This window comes from Brachybacterium huguangmaarense (assembly GCF_025725725.1).
In the GTDB taxonomy this organism is placed as follows: Bacteria; Actinomycetota; Actinomycetes; order Actinomycetales; family Dermabacteraceae; genus Brachybacterium; species Brachybacterium huguangmaarense.
The window spans coordinates 2055769-2081169 of record NZ_CP107020.1 but is presented as its reverse complement, the minus strand read 5'-3'; the positions used below and the strand labels follow the sequence as shown (position 1 = coordinate 2081169).

The following is a 25401-nucleotide window of genomic DNA, read 5'->3' as shown; positions in this document are numbered from 1 at the left end:
GCATTCGGTTCGCTCCATGACATACGACGGGAAGCCTATCGCGGGGCGGTTCGTGTCCGAGCTGCTCGACCCACTGCCTCGACCGCCACGCCCCGTCCAGCCTCGCCCCCACATCTCAGGGCGTGCAGTCCTCGAAGACGTAGCCGTCATCCTCGGGGGTGACGAGGTCGCGGTCGCGGAGGATCATCGAGCGCGGCGACGCAGGATCCTCGCACATCTCGTCGAAGCTCCGAGGCAGGTCGTCCGAGTACTCGACGTCGATGACCGCCTCGCCGTAGACGTCCGTGTACGCCGAGCATTCGTCGTAGGCCGCGCACTCCTCGCCGACGGCGAAGTCGAACCCGGCCTCGTCCCTCAGGCGCGGCGTGTACTCGGCGGCGTTCTTCTGGCCCACCGCGAGGCCGGCCCCGTGCGCCACGTCGGCCAAGGACGCGGCGAGAGCGAGATTGTCCTCGAGGGTGAGGGCGCCGTGCGAGCGGGTGAAGCTGTCGAGGTTGTCCACTTCGACGGCCTGGAAGCCGGCGTCCGCGCATCCCTGGATCCAGGGCGAGACGACCTTCACGATCGCGTCGCGCCTGCCGCTCGTCGAGGTGTCCAGGAGGACTTCGTCGGGCCAGTCAGGATCGACGACGGGCTGTCCGTCCGCGCTGAGCAGAGCGTCCTCGGGCCACACGTCGTGCTCGCCGGGCTGGGTCTGGAAGCCGTTGACGTAGCAGACCGAGAACACGCCCTCGACCGGGGGCTCGGTCCGGTCCCGCACCACCAGCTCCGTCCCCGCCGGAGGCGTGTAAGGGCCGCCGAGCTGATAGTCGAACGCCGTCACCGGCCCGAAGGACGCCCGGCCGGCGGTCTGCGTGCCTTCCGGACGGGCCGTCGGCGCGGCATCGGTGCCGCAGCCCGTCATCGAGACGACGGCGAGAGGGACCGCGACAGCGAGGGAGGCCCTCCATCGCCGGACTCTGCGCATCCGGTCAGCATAATCGTGCCCTCGCGCACCCCCGGGGCCGGGGACAGCGAGCCGATGCGCAGCGGGATCCTTGACCTGGTGCGCGCACCAGGTCCCAGAGTCGCTGTCATGACCGCACTCCTGCTGCTCGTGCCCCTCGTGACCGTGGTGATCACGCAGATCCTCGCCCTGGTCGTTATGCCCGGCGAGGCTCATCTCCGAGACCTCGCCCTGGCCCGGTGGGCGCTGCCGTGGGCGCTCTCCGCGATCGGGGCGGTGGGCGCTGCCGCATGCGTCGCGCTCGCCCTCGTGCCCCGCCCCTCCGCGGACCGCGCGCTGCACCTCGACGTCACCGCCCCGCCCGTGCTCCTCGGCCTGTCGCTGGTGACCGTTGCCGCCGTGGTCGCCGGTCCGCTCGCCTGGGGGCGCGCCGTCGGCGAGTTCCACCTGGTCCACCACCTCGTGCGGGGCCTGCTCCTGATCGTCGTGCTCGTGCTCTACTGGCGCTATGTCGCTGTCCATCGGTGAGATCGCCCGGCGCTCCGGGCTCAGCCACGACGCGCTGCGCTACTACGGGCGCAGGGGTCTGGTCACGCCGTCGGGTCGCACCGCGTCGGGCCACCGGCTCTACGACGAGGCCGCGCTGGACCAGCTCGCGGTGGTCACCGCGCTGAGGTCGACCGGCTTCTCCATCGCCCAGGTGCGCAGCGTGCTCCGGGTGAAGGAGGGGACCGTCACCGCCGGGGAGCGCATCGACGCGATGCGCTCGGCGATGGACGAGCTCGAAGAGGCGCTGGACGCCAAGGAGGACGCCCTGCGCGATGCTCGCGCGCAGCTGCGCGCCTGGCGGGAGGAGCTCGACTCGTACCGGGGACCGCTGGACGCGCCGGTGGGATCCGCGGAGGCGCACAGCTGAGGCGCACGACGCGGCCCGGTCGGCCGACCGGGCGCCGTGCTCAGGCGGAGACCTGCTCGTGCGGGCTCTCGGCCGTCGCCGCGGCGTCGACCAGGGCGTCGACCTCGCCGCGCAGACGTTCGAGCACCCGGACGGCACGGCGCGAGGCGATCGCCCGGCTCCCCTCCTCGGCGGCGGGCAGCGCCTCGGCGCCCGCGATCGCGCGCAGCTCGTGCGAGGCCCGCTCGACCTCGACCCCGATCAGGGCGCGATCCTCGGCCGAGGTGAGCGGGACCAGAGCGGACAGGGCCGCGATGTGCCGCGTGACGGCGGTGACGCCGGCGTTCGCGGCCTCCAGGGCGTCGTCCTCCCATCGGCCGTGGCGGTCCCGCGGCTCGACGCGTGCGCTCTGGGCCGAGGTCGCGAACTCGACGCGCGTCACGCGGGCGCGCAGCACGGAATGGGAGACGGCCAGCCGGTGCTCCTCGTCATCGTCGTTCCACAGCAGCACGAGGGCGTCGAGGTGCTCGGCGGCGGCCCGCGCCCACTCGGTCAGGCGCTCGGTGAGCAGGCGCCGCTGCCAGGTGGGGGCGATGAGATAGGCGGCGAAGGCGAGCACGCAGCCGATGATCGTGTCCAGGCCGCGCGTGGTCGCACCGAGCGGCCCCGCCGTGAGGGAGCCGATCCACGCCACCACTCAGAACATCGTGCACGGCTGGCCGCTGCTGCGGAACACGAGGTAGCCGCAGAACAGCACGAACAGCACGATCGTGTGCAGGAGCGGCGACAGCGGCAGCAGGGCGATCAGCACGCCGAGGATCGCCCCTGCGATGGTGCCGGCGCTGCGGCCGATGCCGCGGGAGAAGGTCATCCCGTAGTCGGGGAAGACGATGAGGGCCGCCGCCACGACGACCCAGAAGCCGTGGCCGGCGAGGAACGCGTCGGCCCCCAGCAGGGCGCCGACCCCCATGCCGATCACCTGGCCGAGGACGGACGCGATGGCCAGGCGCAGCGCGTGGTGCAGGACCGGGGAGCCCCACCGCAGCTCGTCGCGGACGAGCTCGAACGAGGTCGGGGTGCTCCGCTCGTCCGAGACGGGCGGGACGTCGCCGCCCGCGGCGAGGCGGGTCGTGTCGTCGACGGCCCGCACCAGGGCGCGCTCGAGATCGTTGCCGGGCTCGGTCGGCCACGCGGCCGGGGCGAGGTGGCCGCTCGGCCGGGCGCGTGCGATCTCCGGGGCGATCGCCTGGAGCTGGTGCAGCGTCACGTCGCGCCATATGCGCTGCTCGTGGTCGTCCTCGTCGAAGGCGGTGAGCAGCTGGGCGATCTCCTCGCCGTGCGAGACGAGCTGGGCCAGACGGTCGAGCTCGCGGTGACGATGGCGCCGCAGCAGGGCGACGCTGCGATCGGCGGCCAGCAGGGCGGGGTCGGCGGGAGCGCCGGCGGCGATCGTCCGGTAGAGGGCCGAGACCGCGCGGCGCTGCGCCGAGTGCCGCGATCCGTACGGCGGCAGCGGCTGGGCGAGGTTGAGGATCACGAAGCCGAGGGTGAAGAACCCGATCATCCGCAGCGTGCTCACTCTCAGGGTCGAGGAGATCTCGGCGAAGGCCAGGAAGACGATCGTCACGACGGTGGTGCGGATGCTGATGCCCATCGCGGCGGCCCGCAGCAGGCCCGAGATCAGGAACATCACGAAGATGACAGGGAAGACGATCGCCCAGTGCCCGGAGCACAGCGCGCCGAGGGCGGCGGCGACGATCTGCGCGAGGCTCGTCACGGCGGTCGCGAGCAGGCGCGACCGGTTGTGCGGCATGATCGCGGAAATGGTGCCGAGGAAGGCGCCCACGGTGACCAGCATCTGGTCCACGGGGTCGTGCAGGAGGTATCCCACGACGGAGGCGACGAGCATGCCGACGGCCCACGCGCAGGAGCGCGGGCGCGGACTGCAGGGGTCTTCCGGGCTTCAGCCCGCGTCGTGCCGCCTCGCGCAGTGCACGTGAATCCATCGTCGCAGAACTCTCCTTGTCGGTCTGGGTGGAAGGGGGCCGCTCAGGCGGCGGGGCCGTCGTCCAGGTTGCGTCGCACGAGGGCGAGCAGGTGCAGGGTCGCGTCACGGCCGTCCTGGGGGACGCCCGCGGCGAGCCTGCTGAGCTGGCGGCTCAGCAGGGGCACGACCTCCTCGATCAGCTGGGCCCCGGCCTCCGTGACCGTCAGCGTCTGCAGACGGCGGTCGGTCGGGTCCGTCCCGCGCACGAGCAGGTCGCGGGCGACGAGGCGCTCGACCAGTCCGGTGACGGTCGCGCGCGTGACGTCGAGCTGCTCGGCGAGGCGCGCCGGGGTGATGCCCGGCGTCTCGTTCACGGCCAGCAGGGTCGCGAAGCGCCCCCCGGACAGCTCGTGCTCGGCGAGGAGGGCGTTGTAGGCCCGGTCGATGCGCCGTCCCGTCGCGAGCAGGCCCAGGATGAACGTCGCCTCAGGCTCGTCGTCGAGACGCTGCAGCAAGAGGCCCTGCTGGGTGCCGATGACCGTTTCCATAGCCGACATACTATCAGGCGGCTAACTACATGGCCGGCGTGAGCCCCGTGCGGTCGGTCACGCAGAAGGGCGCCGCAGCAGGCGGCTGAGAGGTGCGGCGGCAGGAGGACGGCCTGCCGGCTCTCCGCGCAGGAGGACCGGCAGGCCGTGCGGGTGCCGCGGGCGGCGGCGCGGTCAGCTCGCGGGGTGCACCCCGGTGACCGTGAGCCAGTCGGCATCGGCCGAGCAGGCCTTCATGCCCTCGGCGCGGATGAACAGCGCCTTCGTGGAGTCGGGCGGGTAGATGCGCCAGCCGTCGGCGTCCACGGGCTTGCACGAGTCGCCGAGCGGTCCGCCGTCGTCGCCGATGTTGACGGCCTCGATCGTCGCGTGCGCGGTGGCGTGGGGGATCAGCACGGTCGGCTCGCCCTTGTCGTCGGCATGCTCGGCCGCGGCGCCGACCTGCTTGCCGTCGCCGCCGGCGACGACGGACACGCCCGGGAAGCCGCTCAGGCGGCAGGGGTCGTCGGAGGTGTTCGTGAACGTCAGGTCGTAGTGCACGTGTCCGGCACTCGAGTCGCCCTGGGTCGCGGCGGCCTGCAGGTCGCCGACGTCGCACGTCGCGACCTCGTCGTCCGACGAGCCGCCGCTCGAGGAGCTCGACGCGGTGGCGGACGGCGAGGAGCTCGGATTGCTCGAGGCGGACGAGGCGCCGGTCGCCCCTCCCCCGCTGTCGCTCGCGACGGAGCCGCCTCCTCCGTCGCTCGGGAGCGCGGCGCCTCCGCTGTCGGAGGCGGCCGCGGTCGTGGTCGCGGCGGTCTCGCCGGTGTCAGTGCTGGAGCCGCATGCGGCGGCCCCCAGGCCGAGGACTCCCACCGCGCAGAGCGCGGCGGTGCTGCGTGCCATCGTGCGGACGTTCATCTCGATACCTCGATTCGATCGGTTCCGCTCGGCCAGCGACCTTACTCCTGTCCGGCGCGCGTGACAGGGCTGGTGAGAGGCCTGCCGAGGCGAAACCGGGCATACCGGTCCACGTGTCGGGTCGGGTCGTAGGGTCGCAGGCATGGATCTTCGGGAGCTGGAGTTCGACAGGACGCAGGACCACTGGTGGTGGCGCCCCGGCTGGGGTCCCGGCACGCGCTACCTCACGTATCACCTGACGTTCGAGGACGCCCCCGCCCTGCATGCCGAGGCGGAGCGGCTGGCTCCTCGCCTAGGCGCCCTCGACCACGTCGACGTGGTCCCGGTCTCCTGGCTGCACCTGACCATGACGGGCGCCGGATTCAGCACGGATCTCGGTGAGGAGCAGGTCGCCGAGCTCGTGCGGGCGCTCGACGAGGACCTCGCCGTGCGCCCCCTCGTGTTCGACGAGCTCGTGCTGTCCCCGGAGGCGCTCTTCCTGTCCGCCCGCCGCAGCCCGTGGATCGACGCGCTCAAGGCGCGGCAGGAGGCGGCCGTGGGGCGCATCGACGGTCCCCCGTCGGGGCAGCGGTTTTATCCGCACGTGAGTCTCGCGTACTTCAGCGGCGAGGTCGATGTCGCGGCGGTCCGCGAGGCGGTGCGCGACGCCCGGGAGGTCGAGGTCGCGGCCCCGAGGCATTCCCTGATCGAGCTGGGGCGCGACGATCGGGTCTACACGTGGCGCGCCCTCGCCCAGAAGCCGCTCGACGGCCGGTGACCCCCGCACTTCCCTGTCTGTGAGGGCCGTGGCCCTGCGAGAACGGAGGGCTGCGGCTCTGGGAGTCAGGCATGTGCGGGGAGTCCCAGCCGCCCGGCCCCTCGTGCCGTGCCGCACGACGACGACCTGCCGAAAAGTCCGTGCGCGCCCGGGATGCGGCCGTTACGGTCGACCGCATGCCACCTCCTCACGGTTTCGCCTACCTCGTGCGCGGCGCCGAGGTGATCATCACCCATCACGGGCGTACCGCGGCCACGCTCCGCGGACCCCGCGCGGCCGCGTTCCTCGAGGACGTCGAGACCGAGGATCCGCAGCAGCTCATGGCCCGCGTGACGGGCGCCTACCGTCACGGCAACGAGCGCCTGGCCCGGCAGCACCCCCGCAACCGGGGACGATGACGCGGCTCCGTCCGATCGCGCCCGTACCATCTGGAGGCCCTCCTGACCGACGCACGACGCATCACGATCCAGGGCGATGTGGTCCGGCGCCCCCGCAAGCCGTGGAGCGAGACCGTGCATCACCTGCTCCACCACCTCGGGGAGCACGACCTCCCCGTGCCCAGACCGCTCGGGCTCGACGACCGGTACGAATACGTGGGCCTGGTCGCCGGCGATGACGGCGACACGGCGTGGCCCGACGGCGTCTCGGTCGAGGGCGCCCGCTCCATGGGGGCGCTGCTGCGGAGGGTCCAGGACGCGACCCGGGACGTCGTTCTCCCGGCGGACGCACACTGGTCCGTCCCGTGGGAGCCGGCAGCCACGATCTGCCACGGCGACCCCAAGCCCGCCAACATGACCTGGAGGGACGGGATGGTCGTCGGGCTCTTCGACTGGGACGCGGCGCGGCCCGGGCCCGCTTCCGACGACATCGCCTACGCGCTGCTCTGGACCGTCCCGATCGAGACCGACCCGAGCGGAGCTCCCCTGACCGCTCGGGAGACCGCGCTGCGCCGGGCCCGGGCCGCCGCGCTTCTCGACGGATACGGCTGGTCCTCCCCGCTCGACGTCGTCGAGGCGGCGGTCGCCCGCCACGCCCTTGCGGTCGACGAGGTCCAGTGGCTCGGTGAGCGGGGGCACGAACCGCATGCGGCCTGGGTCGACGAGGGCTGGCCGGAGCGCTGGCGCTCGCGTCTCGCGGCCATGCGCTCGGCCGGCCGGCGCACCTTCCCGAGGTGACGGTCGCCCTTGCGCGGGACTCCCCGGTGACCTGCGCGCACTCCTCTTAGAGGTTTCTTGGAGGGGCCCGTGCAGGCTGATCGGCATGCAGACCCCGCCGACCTCGGAGACCATGCGCCGCGCGATACGCCGCTGCCTGCGCGGCACCGTGCTCGCGCTGCTCGTCGTCGCCGTCCTCGGCCGCGTGATCCCGGCCGTGCCGTGGATCGAACACCTCGACCTGCGGCTCGTCGCCGCGGCGAACCGGGCGCTCGGGCCGTTCACCTCGGAGCTCGCACTGCGCATCGACACCGTGTTCGGGCCGCCCATGGCCGCCGCCGTCGCACTGCTCGTGGTGCTCGTGTGCGTCGTGCTCGGCGGCGGCGCGTGGGCCGGGCTGCGTGCCGGCCTCCTGATCGCCGTGCCCTGGGGGCTCGTCGCAGTGCTCAAGCTCATGGTGCAGCGTCCTCGCCCGGAGCCCGGCCTGCTCGTGCACCAGCTGGTGCCCATCCCCTCGTCGTTCAGCTTCCCCAGCGGGCACACGGCGTTCGCCGCGGCGATCTGCTGCGCCGTGCTGCTGACCCTGCGCCCGGGGGCCGCGCGCCGCCTCGGCACCGTGCCGGCGGTGATCGTGGTCGCGGTGACCGCATGGTCCCGGGTGGCGCTCGGGGTGCACCATCCGACCGACGTGCTGGCCTCGGCCGTGCTGGTGCCGTTCGTGTGCGTGCTGCTGTCCGGTCCGCTCGATCTGGTGCTGCCGGTGCGACACGATGGCGCCGGAGGCGACCGCCTCCGGAACCGAGAGGAGGTGGCCCGTCATGGCTGAGACCCCGCGACTGCTGCTGGTCGAGGACGACCCGGAGCTGGGACCGCTGCTCGGCGCGATCCTCGAGGAGGCGTACACGGTCGATCTGGTGACCGACGGCGCGGACGGCCTTCATGCCGCGCGCTCCGGTCTGTACGACCTGATCGTGCTCGACCGCCGCCTGCCCACCCGCGACGGGCTGTCCGTCCTGCGCGCCCTGCGGTCCGAGGGCGACCGGATCCCGGTGCTGCTGCTGACAGCGCTCGGCTCGGTGCGCGATCACGTCGAAGGGCTCGACGCGGGGGCCGACGACTACCTTCCCAAGCCCTTCGACGCCCACGAGCTGCTGGCCCGCCTGCGCGCCCTGCGCCGCACCGCAGCCATGGCCTAGGACGAGGGCCACCGCGTCGCGATCGGCACGTGGGATCTCTACCCCGAGTCGCGCGCGCTCTACTCCCCCTACGGCGACCGGGTGATCCTCTCCGACCGCGAGTGCGCCCTGCTGCGCCTGCTCGCGACCCATCCGCGGCGCACGTTCAGCCGCCGTGACATCCTCGCGGAGGTGTTGGACGCCCAGGACGCGCCGGGCACGGTCGACACCTACGTCCACTACCTGCGCCGCAAGGCAGAGCCCGCGATCGTGCAGACGGTGCGCGGCCGCGGCTACCGGCTGGGGCAGCCGTGAGCGCGCCCGGCCGTCGGCCCGCTGCGCTCGCACGCGTGCGCGCCCTCGTGCTCGGCGACCCCGCGGACCCCGACTCGATGCTGGTGCGGCGCGAGGCGCTGCAGGTCGGGGTCCGGATCGCGCTCGCGTGCGCGGTCGCCGTAGTCCTCCTGGTCGGCGCGGTCGTGGCCGTGGTCCTGCACCGGGTGCCGCTGACCGACCTGCTCGCGGGCGACCGTGAGGCGCACATCGCGCTCGGGGCGGGCGGCCTGATCCAGGCCGGGGTGCTCCTGGGCGTGCTCGCGATCGTCGTCTCGGGCGTGATCGGGCTCCTCGCCGCGCGCCGCGCCCTGGCGCCGATGGCGGCTGCGCTCGCACGCCAGCGGCGCTTCGTCGCCGACGCCTCCCACGAGCTGCGCACGCCTGCGACCGTGCTCGACGTGCGCGTCCAGCTGCTGCAGCGCTCGATCCCGCCCGAAGATCCGCGGCGCGAGGTGGTCGATGCGCTGCGGCGGGGCTCCCGGCGCCTCGGCGACGTCATCTCCGACATGCTCGCCTCCGTCGACGAGGAGCTGCGAGGCCGCGACGAGGAGGATGCCGATGCGGTCGCGACCGTGCGCGGCGTGTGCGGGGACCTGCGCTCGGTCGCCGAGGACCGCGGCGTCGACATCCGGTGCGAGGCACCCCCGGCTCCCGTCCCGGTCCCGATGGGGACCGTGCGCCTGGCCCGCGTCCTGACCGCGCTCGTCGACAACGCGATCAAGCAGTCGGCCCCGGCACCGCGATCGAGGTCGACGTCCGGCAGGCGCCGCGCGAGGTCCTCATCGCCGTGCGCGATCGCGGGCCCGGCATCCGCGGCATCGACGTCGACGGGTCTTCGACCGGTTCGCCCGCTCCTCGGACGCGGTCGACGGCGGCGGCGACGCCCGGAGCGGCTTCGGCATCGGTCTGTCGCTGGTCCGAGAGGCCGTCGTCCGGGCGGGAGGACGCGTGCGCGTCGCCTCGACCGGGCCCGACGGCACGACCTTCGAGATCGCCCTCCCGCAGGCGTCCGCCCACCCGACCCCGACCGGACAAGGCCCCCGATGACCCTTCTGCACCTGCTCATGGACCCGGCGAGCCTGCTCGCGCAGTTCGGCGACGCGTTCCGGTGGCTCGCCCATCTGATCGTGCTCGTGGAGTGCGGCCTGTTCTTCCCGATCCTGCCGGGCGACTCCCTGCTGTTCGCGATCGGGATGTTCAGCCACGAAGGGGCCCTGGCCGTTCCCCTCCGGCTCTCGCTCGTCACGCTGACCGTCGCCGCGTTCGCGGGCAACGTGATCGGCTACGAGATCGGGCGCGCGATCGGGGCGCGCCCGTACGAGCGCGACGGCCGCCTGCTGCGACGCCGGCACTTCGACCGCACGATCGAGTTCTTCGACCGCTACGGGCGGCGGGCGCTCGTGCTCGGTCGCTTCGTGCCGATCGTGCGGACCTTCGTGACGGTCGTCGCCGGGGTGGGGCGGATGCCGCGTCGCACGTTCCTGACCTGGTCGGCGGTCGGCGCCTGCCTGTGGGTGCTGCTGATCACGGGGCTCGGCTACGCCCTCGGCGGGGTCCCGGTCATCCGCGACAACCTCGAGGCGGCGGTGCTCCTGCTCGTCCTGGTCTCGGTGCTCCCGATGCTGCTCGCCGCCCTGCGTCGACGCCGGTCCGCGCGCAGGGCCGGCCGCGTAGATTGAGCGGGCACCCGACAACGCCGTCGTGAGGAGTCCCGCATGTACAACCTGTCCGTCGTCCTGGAGGACAGCGCCCGCACCCACCCGGACCATCCGGCCCTCGTGCTGGGCGATCGGCGCCTCACCTACGCGCAGGTCGAGGCGAGCGCGAACCAGGTGGCCGGCTACCTCGTCTCGATCGGCATCGAGCCCGGCGACCGGGTCGCCCTGACGTGCCCGAACTTGCCCTTCTTCCCGATCGTGTACTACGGGATCCTCAAGACCGGTGCGGTGGTGGTGCCGCTCAACGTGCTGAACAAGGCCCGGGAGGTCACCTACTACCTCGACGACGCCCAGGTCAGCGCCTACTTCTGCTTCGAGGGGACCGCGGAGCTGCCGATGGGGCGCGAGGGCTATGAGGGCGCTCGGGGCGCGGCGTCGAGCCCGACGTTCGTGCTCATCACCGCCGACCCCGCCGCGCCGAGCCCGATCGACGGCGTCACGACGCTCTCCCAGGCGATCGGCTCCCGGCCCCCGACCTTCGCGACGGTCCAGCGCGCCGAGACCGACACCGCCGTCGTCCTCTACACCTCGGGCACGACGGGCCGGCCCAAGGGCGCCGAGCTCAGCCACTCCAACCAGCTCATGAACGCCCTCGTGTGCAATCGCCTGTTCGCGTCGCGTCCGGGCGAGGACGTGCACCTCGTGGCGCTGCCGCTGTTCCACACCTTCGGCGCCACGGTCGACCTCAACGCGAGCTTCTCGATGGCCTCGACGCTCGTGCTCATGCCGCGCTTCGACCCCGCGGCCGCGCTCGACCTCCTGGTCCGTGAGCACGTCACGTTCTTCGCGGGGGTGCCGACGATGTGGTGGGGGCTGCTCGGGGCCCTGCACGACGGGGTCGACGTGGCCCCGATCGCCGAGAACCTGCGGATGGGCGTCTCGGGCGGTGCGGCGATGCCCGTCGAGATCCTGCGAGCGGTCCAGGAGAAGCTCGGGGTCACGATCATGGAGGGCTACGGCCTGTCCGAGACGTCTCCGGTGGCGTGCTTCTCCCTGCGCGAACGGCCCCGGCCCGGCTCGATCGGGCTGCCCGTGTGGGGCATCGAGTGCATGCTCGTCGACCCCGCCTCCCCCGACTGGGAGGCGGTGCGCGAGGTCGGCGAGGTGGGCGAGCTCGCGGTGCGCGGGCACAACATCATGACCGGGTATCTGAACCGTCCCGAGGAGACGGCGGCCGTCGTGCACGACGGCTGGTTCCGCACCGGGGATCTGGCCCGCCGGGACGAGGAGGGCTTCTACTTCATCGTCGACCGCAGCAAGGACATGATCGTGCGCGGCGGCTACAACGTGTATCCGCGCGAGGTCGAGGAGGTGCTCATGACGCATCCCGACGTGTCGCTCGCCGCCGTGATCGGCGTGCCCGCCGAGGGCATCGGCGAGGACGTCAAGGCGCACGTGATCCTGCGCGACGGCGCGGCCGTGACCGCCCAGGAGCTCCGGGAGTGGGCGAAGGAGCAGATGGCGGCGTACAAGTACCCGCGCGAGATCGTCCTCGTCGACGAGCTGCCGATGACCTCGACGGGCAAGATCCTCAAGCGGGAGCTGTCCTGACGGGCACGGCCGATCGGCTCAGCTCGGGATCCGCACGACGGTGCGGCCTGTGCCCCGGCCCGCGAGCAGCTCGGCGGCCGCGTCGCGCGCATCGGCCAGGTCGACCGTGCGGGTGAGGGAGTCGAGCACGGCCGGGTCGAGGTCACGCGCGAGCAGCTCCCAGGCCTGGCGTCGCCGCTCGGGCGTCACGTGCACCGAGTTGATGCCGAGCAGGGAGACGCCGCGGAGGATGAAGGGCAGCACGCTCGTGGGCAGGTCGGTGCTCGCCGCGAGCCCGTAGGCCGCGGCGGCGCCGTCGGCCCGCAGGGTGGACAGGGCGCTCGCGAGGATCTGCCCGCCCGCGCCGTCGACGACCGCCGCCCAGCGCTGCCGGCCCAGCGGGCGTCCCTTGTCCTCGAGGTCGGCGCGGTCGACGAGGTCGCTCGCGCCCAGCTCGGTGAGCCGCTCCCGCATCTGCTCGACCCGTCCGGTGGCGGCGACCACCTCGTGGCCGGCGCGCGACAGCAGGGAGATCGCGATCGAGCCCACCCCGCCGCTCGCGCCCGTCACGAGCACCGGGCCGTCGCCGGGACGCAGGCCGTGGCGTTCGAGGGCGAGCGCCGAGAGCGCCGCTGTGAACCCGGCGGTGCCGATCGCCGCGGCCTGGGCCGGGGTGAAGGCGTCGGGCACGGCGATCAGGTCGTCGCCGCCGACGCGCGCCATGCCGGCGAGGCCGCCGTGGCGGTCCTCCCCCAGCCCGGCACCGTCGAGGGTCACGACGTCGCCCGCCTGCCACCGCTCGTCGCGGGACTCGACGACCTCGCCGACGAGGTCGATGCCCGCGATGAGCGGGAAGCGGCGGATCACGCCGGGGCGGCCGCCGAGGGCGAGGGCGTCCTTGTAGTTCAGGCCCGAGTAGCCGACGCGGAGCGTGACGGGCAGGTCGTCGAGGGCGCTGAGCTCGATGTCCTCGAGGGCCGCGACGTTCGTGCGCTCGCCCTCACGGATCACCCAGGCGGGAAAGGTGGTCATGGCGTCTCCTGGTCGTCGGATCGGGACTCCATCGTGTCACCGCCGCCGCATCCGCGGCCGGGACGTCGGGCACGGGTCCTACCGGAGCAGTCCGCGTGACCGCGCCGCAGAGACCGCAGCGGTGCGCGAGGACACGTCGAGCTTGGAGAAGACGTGTGCGAGGTGCGACTTGACCGTGGTCTCCGAGACGAAAAGACGCTCGGCCACCTGCTGGTTCGAGAGTCCCGCCGCGACCGCCTCGAGCACGTCGAGCTCGCGCGAGGACAGGCTCGCCTGCGGTGAGCGCATCCGCTCGAGCAGACGTGAGGCGATCCCGGGCGCGAGCGCGCTCTCGCCGGCGGCGGCTGCGCGGATCGCGGCGATCAGCTCCTCGGGCGGCGCGTCCTTGAGCAGGTAGCCGCTCGCCCCCGCCTCGACCGCCCCGAGGATGTCGGCGTCGGAGTCGTAGTTGGTCAGCACGAGCACGTACGGGGGTGCCTCGAGCGCGCGGATCTCTCGCGTGGCATCGGCCCCGGTCTGTGCGCTGTCCGACCCGAACTGCAGGTCCATGAGCACCACGTCGGGGACCGCCGAGGCGGCGAGCGCAAGCGCCTCCGACGGGCTCGCGGCCTCGCCGACGATCTCGAGGTCCGCCTCGGCGGCGAGCAGGGCGCGCAGGCCTGCGCGCACGATGGGATGGTCGTCGGCGATCACGAGGCGGGTCATGGGCGGTCCTCCCGGGCCAGGTCGACGGTGAGCACGGTGCCCTCTCCGGGGGCGGAGCGCACGTCCATGGTCCCTCCCAGCTGGGCGACGCGCTCACGGATCGCCCGCAGTCCGAAGGAGTCGCTGCGCGCGGCCCCCGTGACCGCCGTCTCCGCGGTCTCGAAGCCCCGGCCGTCGTCGGAGATCTCGAGGTGCAGGGCGGAGCCGTCGGCCCGGAGGTCGATGCCCGCGCGTCCGGCCTGGGCATGCTGGAGCACGTTGGCCACGGCGCCCTGGGCGATCCGGAGCAGAGCCGTCTGCTGGTGCATCGGGAGGTCGAGGCCGTCGGCGACCCGCACCGTGACGTCGAGACCGCGCCGGGACCAGTCCTCGGCGGCGAGGCGGCGCAGGGCTCCGCCGAGCCCCTGGTCGTCGAGCTGGGGCGGGGTGAGCTCGCGGATGAAACGACGGGTGTCGGCCAGGCTCGACGCCGCGGTCTCCCGGGCCAGTCGCACGTGCTCGACGCCCGCGCCGTCGGGGTCGGCCCGCTCGGCGGCGTGCAGCAGCATCTGGATGCTCGAGAGCCCCTGGGCCACGGTGTCGTGGATCTCGCGGGCCAGCCGCGCCCGCTCGGCGAGCACACCGGCCTCGTGCTCCGTCGCGGCGAGCTGGTCCCGGGTGTCCACCAGCTCGCCGAGCAGGCGGTCTCGTTCGGCGGACTCGATCGCGAAGGCGCGATAGCCGAGCCCGATGAGCAGCGCGACCGCCGCGCCGATGAGCGGGCCCACGACGCCGCCGATGCTCCAGGTGCCGGCGAGGCCGAGGGCCAGGATCGCGACAGCCGTGGTGACGAGGACCGCGAGGACCCCGGCGACGGGCCGCAGCAGGTGCAGGTAGAGGAAGAACAGCGGGAAGACGAGGTAGGCCGCCTCGGGGCGCAGCAGGACGAGGACGGCCCAGAGGAGCGTGATCGCAGCCAGCCAGAGGAGCAGCGGGGCACGGCGGCCGCGCCGAGCCGGGGCCACGGTCGCACCTCCGGCGAGATAGGTCCCGACCAGCAGGGCCACGAGCAGGACCTGGCCCCACCGGGGTCCGGCGGGATCGAGCACGGCACGCACGAGCACCAGGGCGCTGAGCGCCACGACCAGCACGTGCAGGGCGATCCGGAGCGCCGCGAACAGGGGGCGCCGCATCCGTGAGGGCGGCAGGTCTCCGGACCCGTGGGCGGTCGCGACAGGACCGGGGACAGGCAGGGGCGCTCTCACGCTCCCCGAGGCTACCGGCGTCCGGCCCCTCCCGCCTCCTTCGAAAGGAGGACCCGTGGCTCGTCCTCGCGGCCCGTGCGAACCGTCCCGCCCGACGATGTGGCGCGGACCTGCCTGCACGGAGGATCGAGGCATCACCACGCCTCGGATGAAAGGTCCCCCATGTTCGTCGCCCTGCGCGACCTGGCGTACGCCAAGGGTCGCTTCCTGCTGATCGGCGCGGTCGTCGCGCTCATCACCGTCCTCGTCGGGTTCCTCGCCGGTCTCACGGGCGGGCTCGCGAACCAGAACATCTCGGCCGTGCTCGCGATGCCGGGCGACCGGATCGTGCTCGGGAGCTCCGGAGCCTCCGGGGCCTCGTTCTCCGACTCGGCGCTGTCGACCGACCAGCAGCGAGCATGGGAGCGCACGGCGGGCGTCACGGCGGTCGAGCCCGTCGGGATCGCCCAGACCCGCGCCGAGATCGGGGGGACCCGGGTCGGCATCGCCGCCTTCGGCGTCGAGCCGACCTATGCGGGCGACGCCCCTCGGCTCGACGGCACGCTCACCCTCTCGGCGGACGCCGCCGACCAGCTCGGCGCCCGGGCGGGATCGGCCGTCACGATCGCCGGGACCTCCTACACGGTCGGCGCGGTCGGCGCCGCGTCCTGGTACAGCCACACCCCGGTCGTGCTCATGACGCTCGCGGACTTCCAGCACCTCGCCGCCTCGACGGGATCCCCGGACACCCACGCGACCGCCTTCGCCGTGACCGGGAAGGACGTCGACTGGGATGCCGCCGCCGCGGCCACCGGCACGGTCGCCGACACCCACCTGGCCGCGCTCGGCGCCCTCGAGGCGTTCCGCTCCGAGGTCGGCTCCCTGCTGATGATGGTCGCGATGCTGTTCGGCATCTCGGCTCTCGTCATCGGGGCGTTCTTCACCGTCTGGACCATGCAGCGCACGGGCGACATCGCAGTGCTGAAGGCCCTCGGGGCCTCGACCCGCTCCCTCGTGCGCGACGCGCTGGGCCAGGCTCTCCTCGTGCTCGCGATCGGTATCGGCGTCGGCATCGGGCTCGTCGCCGCCCTCGGAGCCATCGCCGGGACCGCCCTGCCGTTCCTGCTGTCCCCGCTGACCACCCTCGTGCCGGGCGCCATCATGATCGCCCTCGGACTCGCGGGCGCGGCCGTCGCGCTGCGCACCGTGACCGCCGCCGACCCCCTCACCGCCCTCGGGAGCGCCCGATGATCCACCTGCAGAACATCACCCTGACCTACCCCGATGGCGCGAGCCGCCTCACGGCCGTGGACGCGGTCTCACTGACGGCGCAGCCCGGCACCGTCACCGCGATCACGGGGCCCTCCGGCTCCGGCAAGTCGAGCCTGCTCGCGGTCGCCGCGACCCTCATCCGGCCCGATGCCGGCCAGGTCCTGATCGACGACGTCGACGCCACCCGCCTCGATGCGTCCGAGGCGGCCGCGCTGCGCCGCGAGCGCATCGGCATCGTCTTCCAGCAGGCCAACCTGCTCGCCTCGCTCACGGCGCTCGAGCAGCTCGAGGTGATGAACGAGCTCGGCGCGTCCGGCAGCCGTGGGCGCCGCGGACGGGTCACGGAGCACGCCCGCGAGCTGCTCGCCGAGGTCGGCCTCGCCGACCACGCCGACAAGCGGCCCGCCCAGCTCTCGGGCGGACAGCGCCAGCGGGTCAACATCGCCCGCGCGCTCATGAACGAGCCCTCGGTGCTGCTCGTGGACGAGCCGACGAGCGCCTTGGACCAGGAGCGCGGAGCCGCGGTCGTCGACCTCATCGTGCGCCTGAGCGCCGAGCGCCGCGCCTCGACGCTGCTCGTCACCCACGACCTCGTGCATCTGCCGCGTCTGCACCGCACGGTGACGATGATCGACGGGCGCCTCACCGAGGGCGCGACGCCTGCGGCGCCCCTCGCGCACGCCGACTCGCACTGACCCGGGGCCGCCCGACCAGGGCCGTCGAGGCCGCGACCAGGGCGGGCGCGAGCGCCATCGAGGCGAGCACGTCGCTCGGGTGGTGCACGCCGAGGTACACGCGTGACCACGCCACCGTGAGCACGACGGCCGCCCCGAGCACCACGAGCACGATGCGCCGCGCGCCGCGGCCCGTGAGCAGCACCAGGCCGGCCATGACGAGCGCCGCGCACATCGTGTGCCCGCTCGGGAAGCTGAACGTGCCCGGCAGCTCGACGAGCCCGCGCTCGGCCGCCACGGCGGCGGGGCGGGGCCGTGCCACGAGCAGCTTGACGCCCTGGTAGACCAGCCACGGCGCCCCCAGGCACCTGAGCATCCGCACGGCCTCGGCGACCGAGCGGCCGCGCAGCCCGGCGACGGCGGCGAGCGCGAGCATCAGGATCGCCGAGCCGATCGTGTCGAACACGCGGTCGGCCCCACGGGCGAGGGCATCGAGCGCGGGCGCGTGCACCCGGGCGAGCGCGCGCATGCCCTCCTGCTCGGAGATGCCGATCCGGGGGTGCGCCGCGAGCACGAGACCCACCACGACGACGGCGACGAGCACGGCGAGCGCCACGAGCGGCGGTGCCGCCCGGAGGCGCCGGGCGGACGGGGCGGGCATCGGCCCATCATCGCCGATGCCGCCGTCGCACGCTGCCGGGCGGCGCGCCGTTCGCGCCTACCGTCCGGTCCAGGCCAGGTGCACCGTGCACGGCTCGTGCCTACGGTGGCTGGGACAACCCTCTGACCAGGAGTGATCGATCATGACGTACGACTACCTCATCATCGGCGGCGGGCAGGTCGCCGACGACGCCTCGCGTGCGATCCGCGACGCCGACGCCGACGGCTCCATCGGGATCCTGAGCGCCGACCAGGACGCCCCCTACACGCGCCCCGCCCTGTCCAAGAAGCTGTGGACCGATCCCGACTTCGACGAGGGCCAGGTGCCGCTGAACACCGTCGAGGACACGGGCGCGGAGCTCCACCTGCACACCGAGGTCACCTCGATCGACCGCGAGGCGCGGACCGTGACCACCGCCGACGGCGCCACCTACGGCTACGGCAAGCTCCTGCTCGCGACCGGCTCGACGCCCGGCGAGCTCGACGGCCCCGACGACGACCGCGTGATCCCGTTCCGCTCCTTCGCCGACTACCGCCGCCTGCGCGACCTGTCCCGCTCCGAGGGGGAGGACGCCCGCTTCGTCGTCATCGGCGGCGGCTACATCGGCAACGAGATCGCCGCGGCGCTCGCCACCAACGGCGTCCGCACCACCCTCATCTCGCCCGACGACGTGCTGCTCGGCTCGAAGTTCCCGCCCGCCCTCGCCGAGCGCTACCAGAAGCTCTTCGCCGACGGGGGCGTCGAGCTCCTCGGCGGCCATCACGCCGAGTCCGTGACGTACTCCGGCGGGGCCTTCGCCGTGCTGCTCGACGACGGCACCGAGGTCGAGGCGAGCGTCGTCGTCGAGGGCCTCGGCGCCGCCCCGGCCCTCGACCTCGCCCGCGACGCCGGGCTCTCGGTCTCCGAGGGCGTGATCGTCGACGAGCGCCTCGTCACCTCGGACCCCGCGATCTGGGCCGCCGGCGACATCGCCGAGTATCCCGACGCGATCCTGGGGCGCACCCGCGTCGAGCACGTCGACAACGCCCAGGAGATGGGCGCCGCGGCGGGCGCCTCGATGGCCGGCTCCGAGGACCCCTACGACCACACGCCGTACTTCTACTCGCAGGTGTTCGGCAACCGCTGGGAGGCCGTCGGCACGCTCGACCCGTCGCTCGAGACGCTCGAGGTGGACCTCGACGAGGACCGCACCGTCGTCTACTACCTCCAGGACGGCGCCCCCGTCGGGGTGCTGCTGTGGAACGTCGAGGAGGCCCGCGACGCCGCCCGCCAGGTGCTCAAGGACGCCCCCACGGATCACGACGAGCTGCGCTCCCGCATCCGCTGACACTCCCCCACCACCGAAGGAAGGATCCCCATGGACCTGGGCATCACCGGCAGGACCGCACTCATCACCGGAGCGGACTCCGGGATCGGCTGGCACACCGCGCAGCAGCTCCTGGACGAGGGCGCGACCGTGTTCCTCACCGATCAGGACCCCGAGAAGCTCGAGCAGGCCGCGACCGCGCTCGACGGCCCGTCCTCCCGCATCCACCGCCGCGCGGCCGACGTCACGAGCCGGGACTCGCTCGCCGAGCTCGCCGCCGCCGTCGCCGACGAGGTCGGTCGCATCGACATCCTCGTCCACTGCGCCGGCATCACGGGCGCGCAGGGGCTTTTCCACGAGATCGACGACGAGGGCTGGACGAGCACGATCGAGGTCGACCTCTTCGGCGCCGTGCGCGTGATCCGCCAGTTCCTCGACGACCTGCGGGCCGGCGGCTGGGGCCGTCTGGTGCTGCTGGCCTCGGAGGACGCGGTCCAGCCCTACGACGACGAGCTGCCCTACTGCGCGGCCAAGGCCGGCATCCTCGCGCTCGCCAAGGGCCTGTCCCGCACCTATGCGAGCGAGGGCCTGCTCGTCAACGCGGTCTCCCCCGCCTTCATCCACACCCCCATGACGGACGCCATGATGGACAAGCGCTCCACGGAGCTGGGCGTCTCGAAGGACGAGGCCATCGCCTCGTTCCTGAGCGACAAGCGGCCGTTCATGGAGCTGGGGCGCCGCGGCGAGCCCGAGGAGGTCGCCTCGGTGATCGCGTTCCTGTGCTCGGACCGCGCCTCGTTCGTCAACGGCGCGAACTACCGGGTCGACTCGGGGTCCGTCGCGACCCTCTGACGGTGCCCGGCGACCGGGGCCGGCGCGGGATACTCAGGGCATCCCGCTGCCGCGCCCCGGAGGTCCGCCGTGCATCAGATGCTCACCGACATGTTCGCGCTCGACATGAGCGTGTGGGAGAAGGCCCTGCGCACCGTGGGCGTCTATCTCGCGCTGCTGATCCTGATCCGCGTGTTCGGCAAGCGCCTCATGGCGCAGATGAACAGCCAGGACCTCGTGGTCGTGCTGCTGCTGTCCAACGTCGTGCAGAACGCGATCATCGGCAACGACAACTCGCTGCTCGGCGGCGTGATCGGCGCCGTCGTGCTGGTCGCGGCGAACTGGGCGCTGGACGAGGTGTCGGGCAGGGTGGGCTGGTTCGACCGTCTCGTCAACGGCACGCCCACCGCGCTCATCACGGACGGCGCGCCGGACACCGAGGCGCTGCGACGGCTCTCGATCACGTCCCACGAGCTCGACGTGACCCTGCACGAGCAGGGCGCCGACGCGGTCGCCGAGGTCCAGCGCGCGACGATCGGCCCCGGCGGGGCGGTGCTCATCGAGCTCAACGACGGCGACCGCAGCGTGTCCCGCGACGATCTGGCGGCGGCGGTCACGGCGCTGCGCGAGCACCTCGACGCCCGGCTCGACGCGGTCGAGACGTCCCGGCGCTGAGCGAGCGCCGGGACGGCCCGCTCAGCGGCCGGACTGCGCCAGGAAGTCCTCGGCGCCGCCCACGAGCTCGACGTGGCCGGTCTCGACGTCGGCCGTCGCCATCGCGGCGACCTCGGCGGCGAACTCGGCCACCGAGTACAAGCGGCCGGCGGACTCGCGACGCTCCTCGAGCGCACCCGGGCGGGCGCGGTTGAGCAGCGTCGCGGTGACGGTGCCCTCGATCATGTCGCCCGAGACCACGACGAACGTGATGCCCTTGGCGCTCAGGGCGGGGATCTGCGCGGTCAGGGCGTCCTCGCCCGCACGCTTGGACAGGGCGACCTGCTCGTACTCGGGCATGGTCTCGACCTCGTGGATGAAGTGCGCCTGGTGGCTCGTCACGAACACGACGCGGCCGCCCTCGCCCATCAGCTCGGTGCCGGCCGTGAGGGCGTCGAGCTGCGCGTCGCGGTTCAGGCGCAGGGCGTAGTCCTCGCCCAGGGTGGTCTCCATGCCGCCGGAGGCGTTGAGGACGAGCACGTCGAGCGAGCCGAAGGTGTCGACGGCGGTGCGCATCATCGCGCGCACGTCCTCGGGGTCGGTGAGGTCGGCGCCGACGGCGACGGCGTGGCCGCCGACTGCCTCGATCTCGGCCACCACCTTGTTGGCGCGCGGCGCCTTCTGCCGGTAGTTGACCACGACGTTCGCGCCCTGGGCGGCCAGGAGCTTGGCGGTGTCGGCGCCGACACCGCGGCTCGAGCCGGTGACGACGGCGGTCTTCCCGGCGAGGGGCTGGTCGGGGGTGGTCGCGGTCATGGTGCTCCTCGGTGATGATCGGTGGTGGTCGGGCGGCCGGCGCTCACGCACCGGGATCGTGCCTACGAGGGTACGTCGGCGACGGGCGGGTCGTCCCGCCGTGACGGGCGACGGGTGCGCGCCCGGCAGGTCACAGCTCGCGGATGACGCGGGCCGGGTTGCCGACCGCGAGCGAGCGCGGCGGGATGTCGCGGGTGACGACGGAGCCTGCGCCGATCACGGAGTCGTCGCCGATCGTCACGCCCGGGCACACGATCACGCCGCCGCCGATCCACACGTTGTCGCCGATCGTGATCGGCACGGCGGCCTCGTACTTGTCCTGGCGCGGCTGCGGCTCGAGCGGGTGGATGGGCGTGAGCAGCTGGATGTTGGTGGCCAGCTGGCAGTGACGGCCGATGCGGATGTCGCAGACGTCGAGCGCGACGAGGCCGAAGTTGACGAACGTGCCCTCGCCGATGTGCAGGCGCGTGCCGTAGTCCACGCGCAGCGGCGCCCGCACGTGCACGCCGTCGCCGAAGGTGCCGAGCAGGCCGCGCAGGACGTCCTGGGCGCCGTCGGGGTCCGTGCCGTACATGTCGTTGAACCGGGTGGTCTCCTGCAGCGCGCGACGGGAGGCCTCGTGGATCTCGGGGTCATGGGCGATGTACCAGTCGCCGGCGACCATGCGCTCGTGCGGGGTGCGGCCGTCCTCGGCGTAGTCAGCGAAGCTCTTCATGCTCCGAGCCTACGGTGCCGGGCCCTGCCGCCCCGTGCCGGTCCGCGGCCGGAACGTCCAGCGCCGATACTGGGGCACGTGTCCCCCTCGACTCCCCTGCTGCCCGACCCGTCCGCGCCGTGCCCGTGCGGGAGCGGCGACGCCGTCGGCGCCTGCTGCGGCCCCGTGCTCGCGGACGCGCGACCTGCTCCCGCCGCCCTCCAGCTCATGCGCTCGCGGTACGTCGCCTTCGCCGTGCGGGACGCCGCGCACCTGCTGCGCTCCTGGCATCCGACGACCCGCCCGGGCGCGGAGGAGCTCGAGGCCTCCCTCGCCGAGGGGCTCGCCTGGCGGCGTCTCGTCGTGCATCGCACCGAGCGCGGCGGCCCCTTCGACGACGACGGGATCGTCGAGTTCACCGCACTCGCCCGCGCGACCGACGGGAGCGCGGTCCGGCTGCACGAGACGAGCCGGTTCGTGCGCGAGCACGGGCGCTGGCTCTACGTCGACGGGGACGTCGCCGACTGAGCGACCGGCCCCGGGCACGACCGGCATGGCGAGGGCCCCGCTCCGGGCGATGCCCGGAGCGGGGCCCTCGTGCGGGGCGCGCTCTCAGCGACGGCGAGAGGCGAGCACCCCGAGTCCGACGATCACGCCGACCGTGCCGATGACGCCGCCTGCCACCGCGGCCACGTGGGGCAGGTCGTAGCTCCCGTCATCGGCGACGAAAAAACCCTTGACCACCTGGGTGGCCTCGTTCTTCCAGCGCACGACGGCGTTCTTGGGGTTCAGCCGGTCCACGAGCTCGTCGATGTCCGAGGCGAGGTTGTCCTGGCGACGGACGGCCTCGTCCCTCAGCCCGTCGAGACTGTCGTCCTTCTTCTTGGCCACGAAACGTCTCCGTCCTTCAGGTGCGTGTACGGGACCGATGGTACAGGCCCACCCGAGCACGCTCGGGTGACGGGACGGGACCTGCCCGTCTGCGCGATACCCTGGTCCCCGCGCGCGAGTGGCGGAACTGGCAGACGCGCTGGATTTAGGTTCCAGTGCCCGAGGGCGTGAGGGTTCGAGTCCCTTCTCGCGCACCCCTGTACGAGCACGACGCGGGCCGCGGCCCGCAGGAGGTGGCGCGTGACGCTGTTCGGACTGGTCCGCCATGGGCAGACCGACTACAACCTGAAGAATCTCTTCCAGGGGTCGTCGGACATCCCGCTCAACGCGACGGGCCGTGAGCAGGCCCACCACGCGCTCGACCACGTGCCCGACGTCGCCTGGGACGTCGTCGTCTCCTCGCCGCTGCTGCGGGCCCGACAGACCGCTCAGATCATCGCCGAGGACCACGACATCCCGCTCGGCCCGACCGACCCGCGGCTCTCGGAGATCGACTGGGGCGAGGCCGAGGGCCGCGACGTCGAGGAGATGGAGGCCCGGTACCCCGAGCGCGACTTCCCCGGCGCCGAGGAGCCGCAGGACGTGGCCGACCGCGGCTACAACGCCCTGGAGTCGCTCGAGGAGCAGTTCTCCGGGAAGAACGTGCTGGTCGTCGCGCACGGCACGATCATCCGGTTCCTCGTCTCGGGCATCGCCCAGCGGGCTCTCGACTCGATCCCCAACGGCACCCTGTCGATCCTGACGCTCGAGGGCACCACGTGGGGCGTCGAGATGGTCGCCGGCCGGCGCGAGCAGAACATCCTGCGCGTCGCCTCGCGCGAGCAGAATCCGCGCTTCGTCGTGGAGCACCGCCATCTCGTCCCCGGAGCCGACCGCCCCGTGGTCGACCCGCACACCCCCGACGAACAGCCTGAGGAGAAGCCGTGAACCGCACCGCCGTCGACGCCGAGGGCTCCTGGTTCGAGCCCGACGAGATGGCGCAGCTGCGCCGCCGCCTGCCGATCCCCTACGTCGACATCGTGCCGGTGCGCACCGACGTCGACGGCTCGATCGTCGCGGTCGGTCTGCTGCTGCGCGCCTCCGGCGCGGGCCGGATCGTGCGGGCCATCGTCTCGGGGCGGGTGCTCATCCACGAGTCGATCCGCGAGGCCATCACCCGCCACGTCGAGAAGGACCTGGGCACGATGGCGCTGCCGCGCGTCCCGGTCTCGCCGGTCCCCTTCACGGTCGCCGAGTACTTCCCGACGCCCGGCCAGTCGCCGTTCACCGATGCCCGCCAGCATGCGATCTCGCTCGCCTACATCGTCCCGGTCGACGGCGAGTGCGCCCCGCAGGAGGACGCGCTCGAGCTCACCTGGTTCGAGGTGGACGAGCTGCTCGGCTCCGAGGTCCTCGACGAGATGGAGGGCGGCCACGACGTGATCGTGCGCCGGGCTCTCGCCCACGCGGGCGTCGTCTGAGTCAGGCGGGCGCGGGGCCTACTAGGAGTCGTCGCCATACGGATCAGCGACGCCGCAGGCGCCGGCGCGGAGTTTGGGGGCGACGACGTCGATCGTGCCCACGTGTAGCCTGCAGTGGTGATTGCTAAGGAAGGCGAGCGATTTGGACCTGTACGGTCCAGCCCACCCAGTGATTTCTGTCGTCGCGATTTTCACAGACTCGATTGGCAAGTCTCCAGGATCGGCAATACCGGCTCTTTTCCAAATGGCGGTCTGTGGCAGTTCTCGTCCGGGCCGGCAGTGATGTTCGTGAAGCGAATCGGCGCCGCATACCTCGGCGATGATCCCGTCTGGATGCTGAGTGTGGACCAACGCGACCCGCAGTGGTGGGGTCGTGAGGCCGCGTTCTATGATTCGGGACTCGCACGACGCGGATGGAGTGACGATTGCTCGCCTCCAGAATGTTTCGGACTAGATGCCCGCGAGGATGAGATCGACCTCTGGCTCGAGTGGGTCGAAAGAGTGCCGCTCACCAGCGGGGAGTACGGCTCCGCAGTAAAGGGTCTCGCGCGTTGGCAGGCGGCTCAGCTCGACTATGACGGCCCGGTGCTTTCGCACGGCTGGCTAGCCCAGCACGTATCCCGCCGGAAGCTCGACAACGCGGTGACGTTGGCCCACCCTGGATGGGCTGCCCTGTTGGCGGCGGGACTCAGCAAAGACGCTCGAATATGGGCTCAGGGCCGAGTGGTCGATGCCGCGCACGTCGCGGCAGCGATTCGGGGCTTCCCAGAGTTGCCGACGCATCATGATTTTCACGGGATGAACATCGGCTCCAGCGGATCTCATATCACAATCCTCGACTGGGCGACTGTTGGATGGGGCCCGGTTGGGCATGACGTCGGCAATCTCGTGGTCGACCGGTCCGCCGATGGTGACGTCGATCCTCGTGAGCTCTGGTCGACGTTGCTCGGTGAGTACGGCAACGAGTTACGAATGTCTGGCATAGACATCGACCAAGAGGTCATCGAGAGGTCCGCGGAAGTCTCATCCGCAGTTCGCATGGGATGGCTGCTCGATTTTCTACTCGATGGAACATGCGGGGACGACACATCAATTCTCATGCCGCTCATTCCGGTCGCAAACCTGCTGACAGAATTCGCAATGTCGGTGGCGAACAGCAGCTGACATTGACCGGACTGGCGCCGTGACGCTCTCCGCCGCGCTGCCGTCTGCGCCATGCACGACGACAGCCACCGC

Annotated in this window: 31 protein-coding genes and 1 tRNA gene; 20 read left to right on the top strand and 12 right to left on the bottom strand. The window is 72.6% G+C overall.

The features are described from left to right. Nucleotides 1-115 precede the first annotated feature (115 nt). Entirely contained in the window at nucleotides 116-967 is an 852-nt protein-coding gene (locus tag BRM3_RS09465; RefSeq protein WP_263593083.1) for an endo alpha-1,4 polygalactosaminidase, read from the bottom strand. A 108-nt stretch (nucleotides 968-1075) separates the two neighbouring features. On the opposite strand from BRM3_RS09465, the gene BRM3_RS09460 reads away from it, so the two are divergent. Both BRM3_RS09460 and BRM3_RS09455 read left to right on the top strand, forming a co-directional pair. Further along, a complete protein-coding gene (locus tag BRM3_RS09460; protein WP_263593082.1) occupies nucleotides 1076-1474 on the top strand; it encodes a hypothetical protein in 399 nt (132 codons plus the stop codon). After that, nucleotides 1455-1862: a MerR family transcriptional regulator gene (locus tag BRM3_RS09455; RefSeq protein ID WP_263593081.1), complete on the top strand. Its 408-nt coding sequence runs from the start codon at nucleotides 1455-1457 to the stop codon at nucleotides 1860-1862. The genes BRM3_RS09460 and BRM3_RS09455 overlap by 20 nt, the downstream gene beginning before the upstream one ends. A 40-nt stretch (nucleotides 1863-1902) precedes the next feature. On the opposite strand, the gene BRM3_RS09450 is transcribed toward BRM3_RS09455, so the two are convergent. From BRM3_RS09450 to BRM3_RS09435, 4 genes are all read right to left on the bottom strand, one after another. After that, nucleotides 1903-2538 (bottom strand): FUSC family protein, encoded by a 636-nt coding sequence (locus tag BRM3_RS09450; protein WP_263593080.1) that lies wholly within the window; start codon nucleotides 2536-2538, stop codon nucleotides 1903-1905. After that, a complete protein-coding gene (locus BRM3_RS09445; protein ID WP_263593079.1) occupies nucleotides 2539-3750 on the bottom strand; it encodes an FUSC family protein in 1212 nt (403 codons plus the stop codon). 140 nt (nucleotides 3751-3890) lie between these two features. Next, a complete protein-coding gene (locus BRM3_RS09440; RefSeq protein ID WP_263593078.1) occupies nucleotides 3891-4376 on the bottom strand; it encodes a MarR family winged helix-turn-helix transcriptional regulator in 486 nt (161 codons plus the stop codon). Between the two features lie 174 nt (nucleotides 4377-4550). Further along, nucleotides 4551-5261 carry a DUF4232 domain-containing protein gene (locus BRM3_RS09435; RefSeq protein ID WP_263593077.1) on the bottom strand — a complete coding sequence of 237 codons (711 nt, stop codon included), beginning with the start codon at nucleotides 5259-5261 and terminating at the stop codon, nucleotides 4551-4553. Nucleotides 5262-5418: 157 nt separating this feature from the next. On the opposite strand from BRM3_RS09435, the gene BRM3_RS09430 reads away from it, so the two are divergent. The 8 genes from BRM3_RS09430 to BRM3_RS09400 all read left to right on the top strand — a co-directional run bounded on the left by BRM3_RS09430 (nucleotide 5419) and on the right by BRM3_RS09400 (nucleotide 11967). Next, the gene (locus BRM3_RS09430; protein ID WP_263593076.1) at nucleotides 5419-6033 is read left to right on the top strand and encodes a 2'-5' RNA ligase family protein; all 615 of its coding nucleotides are present in this window, start codon (nucleotides 5419-5421) and stop codon (nucleotides 6031-6033) included. A gap of 176 nt (nucleotides 6034-6209) precedes the next feature. Beyond that, nucleotides 6210-6431, top strand: a complete 222-nt coding sequence (locus tag BRM3_RS09425; RefSeq protein ID WP_263593075.1) for a hypothetical protein — start codon at nucleotides 6210-6212, stop codon at nucleotides 6429-6431. A 114-nt stretch (nucleotides 6432-6545) separates the two neighbouring features. Next, complete coding sequence (locus BRM3_RS09420; protein WP_263593074.1) at nucleotides 6546-7208, top strand: aminoglycoside phosphotransferase family protein; 663 nt, start codon at nucleotides 6546-6548, stop codon at nucleotides 7206-7208. Nucleotides 7209-7293: 85 nt separating this feature from the next. Continuing rightward, the gene (locus tag BRM3_RS09415; protein ID WP_263593073.1) at nucleotides 7294-8013 is read left to right on the top strand and encodes a phosphatase PAP2 family protein; all 720 of its coding nucleotides are present in this window, start codon (nucleotides 7294-7296) and stop codon (nucleotides 8011-8013) included. Then, nucleotides 8006-8383, top strand: coding sequence for a response regulator (locus BRM3_RS15065; protein WP_318152400.1), 378 nt, complete (start codon nucleotides 8006-8008; stop codon nucleotides 8381-8383). The genes BRM3_RS09415 and BRM3_RS15065 overlap by 8 nt, the downstream gene beginning before the upstream one ends. An 81-nt stretch (nucleotides 8384-8464) precedes the next feature. Then, nucleotides 8465-8677, top strand: coding sequence for a winged helix-turn-helix domain-containing protein (locus tag BRM3_RS15060; protein WP_318152399.1), 213 nt, complete (start codon nucleotides 8465-8467; stop codon nucleotides 8675-8677). Further along, entirely contained in the window at nucleotides 8674-10377 is a 1704-nt protein-coding gene (locus tag BRM3_RS15190) for a VTT domain-containing protein (RefSeq protein WP_263593072.1), read from the top strand. Before BRM3_RS15060 ends, BRM3_RS15190 begins: the two co-directional genes overlap by 4 nt. Before the next feature lie 36 nt (nucleotides 10378-10413). Next, nucleotides 10414-11967: a long-chain-fatty-acid--CoA ligase gene (locus BRM3_RS09400; protein ID WP_263593071.1), complete on the top strand. Its 1554-nt coding sequence runs from the start codon at nucleotides 10414-10416 to the stop codon at nucleotides 11965-11967. An 18-nt stretch (nucleotides 11968-11985) separates the two neighbouring features. Here BRM3_RS09400 and BRM3_RS09395 read toward each other — a convergent pair whose 3' ends face one another. From BRM3_RS09395 to BRM3_RS09385, 3 genes are all read right to left on the bottom strand, one after another. Then, nucleotides 11986-12978 (bottom strand): acrylyl-CoA reductase family protein, encoded by a 993-nt coding sequence (locus BRM3_RS09395; protein ID WP_263593070.1) that lies wholly within the window; start codon nucleotides 12976-12978, stop codon nucleotides 11986-11988. Nucleotides 12979-13056: 78 nt separating this feature from the next. Continuing rightward, nucleotides 13057-13683: a response regulator gene (locus BRM3_RS09390; protein WP_263593069.1), complete on the bottom strand. Its 627-nt coding sequence runs from the start codon at nucleotides 13681-13683 to the stop codon at nucleotides 13057-13059. Beyond that, nucleotides 13680-14855, bottom strand: coding sequence for a sensor histidine kinase (locus BRM3_RS09385; RefSeq protein ID WP_263595436.1), 1176 nt, complete (start codon nucleotides 14853-14855; stop codon nucleotides 13680-13682). Before BRM3_RS09385 ends, BRM3_RS09390 begins: the two co-directional genes overlap by 4 nt. Nucleotides 14856-15089: 234 nt before the next feature. Between BRM3_RS09385 and BRM3_RS09380 the strand changes: the two genes are divergently transcribed. Both BRM3_RS09380 and BRM3_RS09375 read left to right on the top strand, forming a co-directional pair. Continuing rightward, on the top strand, nucleotides 15090-16157 hold the full coding sequence (locus tag BRM3_RS09380) for an ABC transporter permease (RefSeq protein WP_263593068.1): 1068 nt from the start codon (nucleotides 15090-15092) through the stop codon (nucleotides 16155-16157). After that, complete coding sequence (locus BRM3_RS09375; RefSeq protein ID WP_263593067.1) at nucleotides 16154-16873, top strand: ABC transporter ATP-binding protein; 720 nt, start codon at nucleotides 16154-16156, stop codon at nucleotides 16871-16873. Before BRM3_RS09380 ends, BRM3_RS09375 begins: the two co-directional genes overlap by 4 nt. Here the strand turns inward: BRM3_RS09375 and BRM3_RS09370 are convergent. After that, the gene (locus BRM3_RS09370; protein ID WP_263593066.1) at nucleotides 16821-17513 is read right to left on the bottom strand and encodes a phosphatase PAP2 family protein; all 693 of its coding nucleotides are present in this window, start codon (nucleotides 17511-17513) and stop codon (nucleotides 16821-16823) included. The two genes, BRM3_RS09375 and BRM3_RS09370, sit on opposite strands and share 53 nt — an antisense overlap. Nucleotides 17514-17655: 142 nt before the next feature. Here BRM3_RS09370 and BRM3_RS09365 point away from each other — a divergent pair, with 142 nt between their 5' ends. The 3 genes from BRM3_RS09365 to BRM3_RS09355 all read left to right on the top strand — a co-directional run bounded on the left by BRM3_RS09365 (nucleotide 17656) and on the right by BRM3_RS09355 (nucleotide 20325). Continuing rightward, nucleotides 17656-18840, top strand: coding sequence for an NAD(P)/FAD-dependent oxidoreductase (locus BRM3_RS09365; RefSeq protein ID WP_263593065.1), 1185 nt, complete (start codon nucleotides 17656-17658; stop codon nucleotides 18838-18840). Between the two features lie 30 nt (nucleotides 18841-18870). Continuing rightward, a complete protein-coding gene (locus tag BRM3_RS09360) occupies nucleotides 18871-19671 on the top strand; it encodes an SDR family NAD(P)-dependent oxidoreductase (RefSeq protein ID WP_263593064.1) in 801 nt (266 codons plus the stop codon). Nucleotides 19672-19749: 78 nt separating this feature from the next. After that, nucleotides 19750-20325 (top strand): DUF421 domain-containing protein, encoded by a 576-nt coding sequence (locus tag BRM3_RS09355; RefSeq protein WP_263595435.1) that lies wholly within the window; start codon nucleotides 19750-19752, stop codon nucleotides 20323-20325. A 21-nt stretch (nucleotides 20326-20346) separates the two neighbouring features. Here the strand turns inward: BRM3_RS09355 and BRM3_RS09350 are convergent, their stop codons facing one another. Together BRM3_RS09350 and BRM3_RS09345 are read right to left on the bottom strand one after the other, a co-directional pair. Further along, on the bottom strand, nucleotides 20347-21120 hold the full coding sequence (locus BRM3_RS09350) for an SDR family oxidoreductase (protein ID WP_263593063.1): 774 nt from the start codon (nucleotides 21118-21120) through the stop codon (nucleotides 20347-20349). 130 nt (nucleotides 21121-21250) lie between these two features. After that, nucleotides 21251-21835, bottom strand: a complete 585-nt coding sequence (locus BRM3_RS09345; protein ID WP_263593062.1) for a sugar O-acetyltransferase — start codon at nucleotides 21833-21835, stop codon at nucleotides 21251-21253. A gap of 78 nt (nucleotides 21836-21913) precedes the next feature. On the opposite strand from BRM3_RS09345, the gene BRM3_RS09340 reads away from it, so the two are divergent. Then, nucleotides 21914-22342, top strand: a complete 429-nt coding sequence (locus BRM3_RS09340; RefSeq protein WP_263593061.1) for a YchJ family protein — start codon at nucleotides 21914-21916, stop codon at nucleotides 22340-22342. A gap of 84 nt (nucleotides 22343-22426) precedes the next feature. Here BRM3_RS09340 and BRM3_RS09335 read toward each other — a convergent pair whose 3' ends face one another. Continuing rightward, nucleotides 22427-22705, bottom strand: a complete 279-nt coding sequence (locus BRM3_RS09335; RefSeq protein ID WP_263593060.1) for a hypothetical protein — start codon at nucleotides 22703-22705, stop codon at nucleotides 22427-22429. Nucleotides 22706-22817: 112 nt separating this feature from the next. On the opposite strand from BRM3_RS09335, the gene BRM3_RS09330 reads away from it, so the two are divergent. The 4 genes from BRM3_RS09330 to BRM3_RS09315 all read left to right on the top strand — a co-directional run bounded on the left by BRM3_RS09330 (nucleotide 22818) and on the right by BRM3_RS09315 (nucleotide 25329). Then, nucleotides 22818-22899, top strand: a tRNA-Leu gene (locus BRM3_RS09330). Nucleotides 22900-22945: 46 nt separating this feature from the next. Further along, the gene (locus tag BRM3_RS09325; protein WP_263593059.1) at nucleotides 22946-23632 is read left to right on the top strand and encodes a histidine phosphatase family protein; all 687 of its coding nucleotides are present in this window, start codon (nucleotides 22946-22948) and stop codon (nucleotides 23630-23632) included. After that, on the top strand, nucleotides 23629-24165 hold the full coding sequence (locus BRM3_RS09320; RefSeq protein WP_263593058.1) for an NUDIX hydrolase family protein: 537 nt from the start codon (nucleotides 23629-23631) through the stop codon (nucleotides 24163-24165). Before BRM3_RS09325 ends, BRM3_RS09320 begins: the two co-directional genes overlap by 4 nt. Before the next feature lie 117 nt (nucleotides 24166-24282). Next, nucleotides 24283-25329: an aminoglycoside phosphotransferase family protein gene (locus BRM3_RS09315; protein ID WP_263593057.1), complete on the top strand. Its 1047-nt coding sequence runs from the start codon at nucleotides 24283-24285 to the stop codon at nucleotides 25327-25329. Nucleotides 25330-25401 lie beyond the last annotated feature (72 nt).

Excerpts from the sequence above, each read along its gene's own strand:
- BRM3_RS09465 (WP_263593083.1), bottom strand. The coding sequence starts at position 967 with ATGCGCAGAGTCCGGCGATGGAGGGCCTCCCTCGCTGTCGCGGTCCCT.
- BRM3_RS09460 (WP_263593082.1), top strand. The coding sequence starts at position 1,076 with ATGACCGCACTCCTGCTGCTCGTGCCCCTCGTGACCGTGGTGATCACG.
- BRM3_RS09455 (WP_263593081.1), top strand. The coding sequence starts at position 1,455 with ATGTCGCTGTCCATCGGTGAGATCGCCCGGCGCTCCGGGCTCAGCCAC.
- BRM3_RS09445 (WP_263593079.1), bottom strand. The coding sequence starts at position 3,750 with ATGCTCGTCGCCTCCGTCGTGGGATACCTCCTGCACGACCCCGTGGAC.
- BRM3_RS09440 (WP_263593078.1), bottom strand. The coding sequence starts at position 4,376 with ATGGAAACGGTCATCGGCACCCAGCAGGGCCTCTTGCTGCAGCGTCTC.
- BRM3_RS09435 (WP_263593077.1), bottom strand. The coding sequence starts at position 5,261 with ATGGCACGCAGCACCGCCGCGCTCTGCGCGGTGGGAGTCCTCGGCCTG.
- BRM3_RS09430 (WP_263593076.1), top strand. The coding sequence starts at position 5,419 with ATGGATCTTCGGGAGCTGGAGTTCGACAGGACGCAGGACCACTGGTGG.
- BRM3_RS09425 (WP_263593075.1), top strand. The coding sequence starts at position 6,210 with ATGCCACCTCCTCACGGTTTCGCCTACCTCGTGCGCGGCGCCGAGGTG.
- BRM3_RS09415 (WP_263593073.1), top strand. The coding sequence starts at position 7,294 with ATGCAGACCCCGCCGACCTCGGAGACCATGCGCCGCGCGATACGCCGC.
- BRM3_RS15065 (WP_318152400.1), top strand. The coding sequence starts at position 8,006 with ATGGCTGAGACCCCGCGACTGCTGCTGGTCGAGGACGACCCGGAGCTG.
- BRM3_RS09400 (WP_263593071.1), top strand. The coding sequence starts at position 10,414 with ATGTACAACCTGTCCGTCGTCCTGGAGGACAGCGCCCGCACCCACCCG.
- BRM3_RS09395 (WP_263593070.1), bottom strand. The coding sequence starts at position 12,978 with ATGACCACCTTTCCCGCCTGGGTGATCCGTGAGGGCGAGCGCACGAAC.
- BRM3_RS09390 (WP_263593069.1), bottom strand. The coding sequence starts at position 13,683 with ATGACCCGCCTCGTGATCGCCGACGACCATCCCATCGTGCGCGCAGGC.
- BRM3_RS09385 (WP_263595436.1), bottom strand. The coding sequence starts at position 14,855 with ATGCGGCGCCCCCTGTTCGCGGCGCTCCGGATCGCCCTGCACGTGCTG.
- BRM3_RS09380 (WP_263593068.1), top strand. The coding sequence starts at position 15,090 with ATGTTCGTCGCCCTGCGCGACCTGGCGTACGCCAAGGGTCGCTTCCTG.
- BRM3_RS09375 (WP_263593067.1), top strand. The coding sequence starts at position 16,154 with ATGATCCACCTGCAGAACATCACCCTGACCTACCCCGATGGCGCGAGC.
- BRM3_RS09370 (WP_263593066.1), bottom strand. The coding sequence starts at position 17,513 with ATGCCCGCCCCGTCCGCCCGGCGCCTCCGGGCGGCACCGCCGCTCGTG.
- BRM3_RS09365 (WP_263593065.1), top strand. The coding sequence starts at position 17,656 with ATGACGTACGACTACCTCATCATCGGCGGCGGGCAGGTCGCCGACGAC.
- BRM3_RS09360 (WP_263593064.1), top strand. The coding sequence starts at position 18,871 with ATGGACCTGGGCATCACCGGCAGGACCGCACTCATCACCGGAGCGGAC.
- BRM3_RS09355 (WP_263595435.1), top strand. The coding sequence starts at position 19,750 with ATGCTCACCGACATGTTCGCGCTCGACATGAGCGTGTGGGAGAAGGCC.
- BRM3_RS09350 (WP_263593063.1), bottom strand. The coding sequence starts at position 21,120 with ATGACCGCGACCACCCCCGACCAGCCCCTCGCCGGGAAGACCGCCGTC.
- BRM3_RS09345 (WP_263593062.1), bottom strand. The coding sequence starts at position 21,835 with ATGAAGAGCTTCGCTGACTACGCCGAGGACGGCCGCACCCCGCACGAG.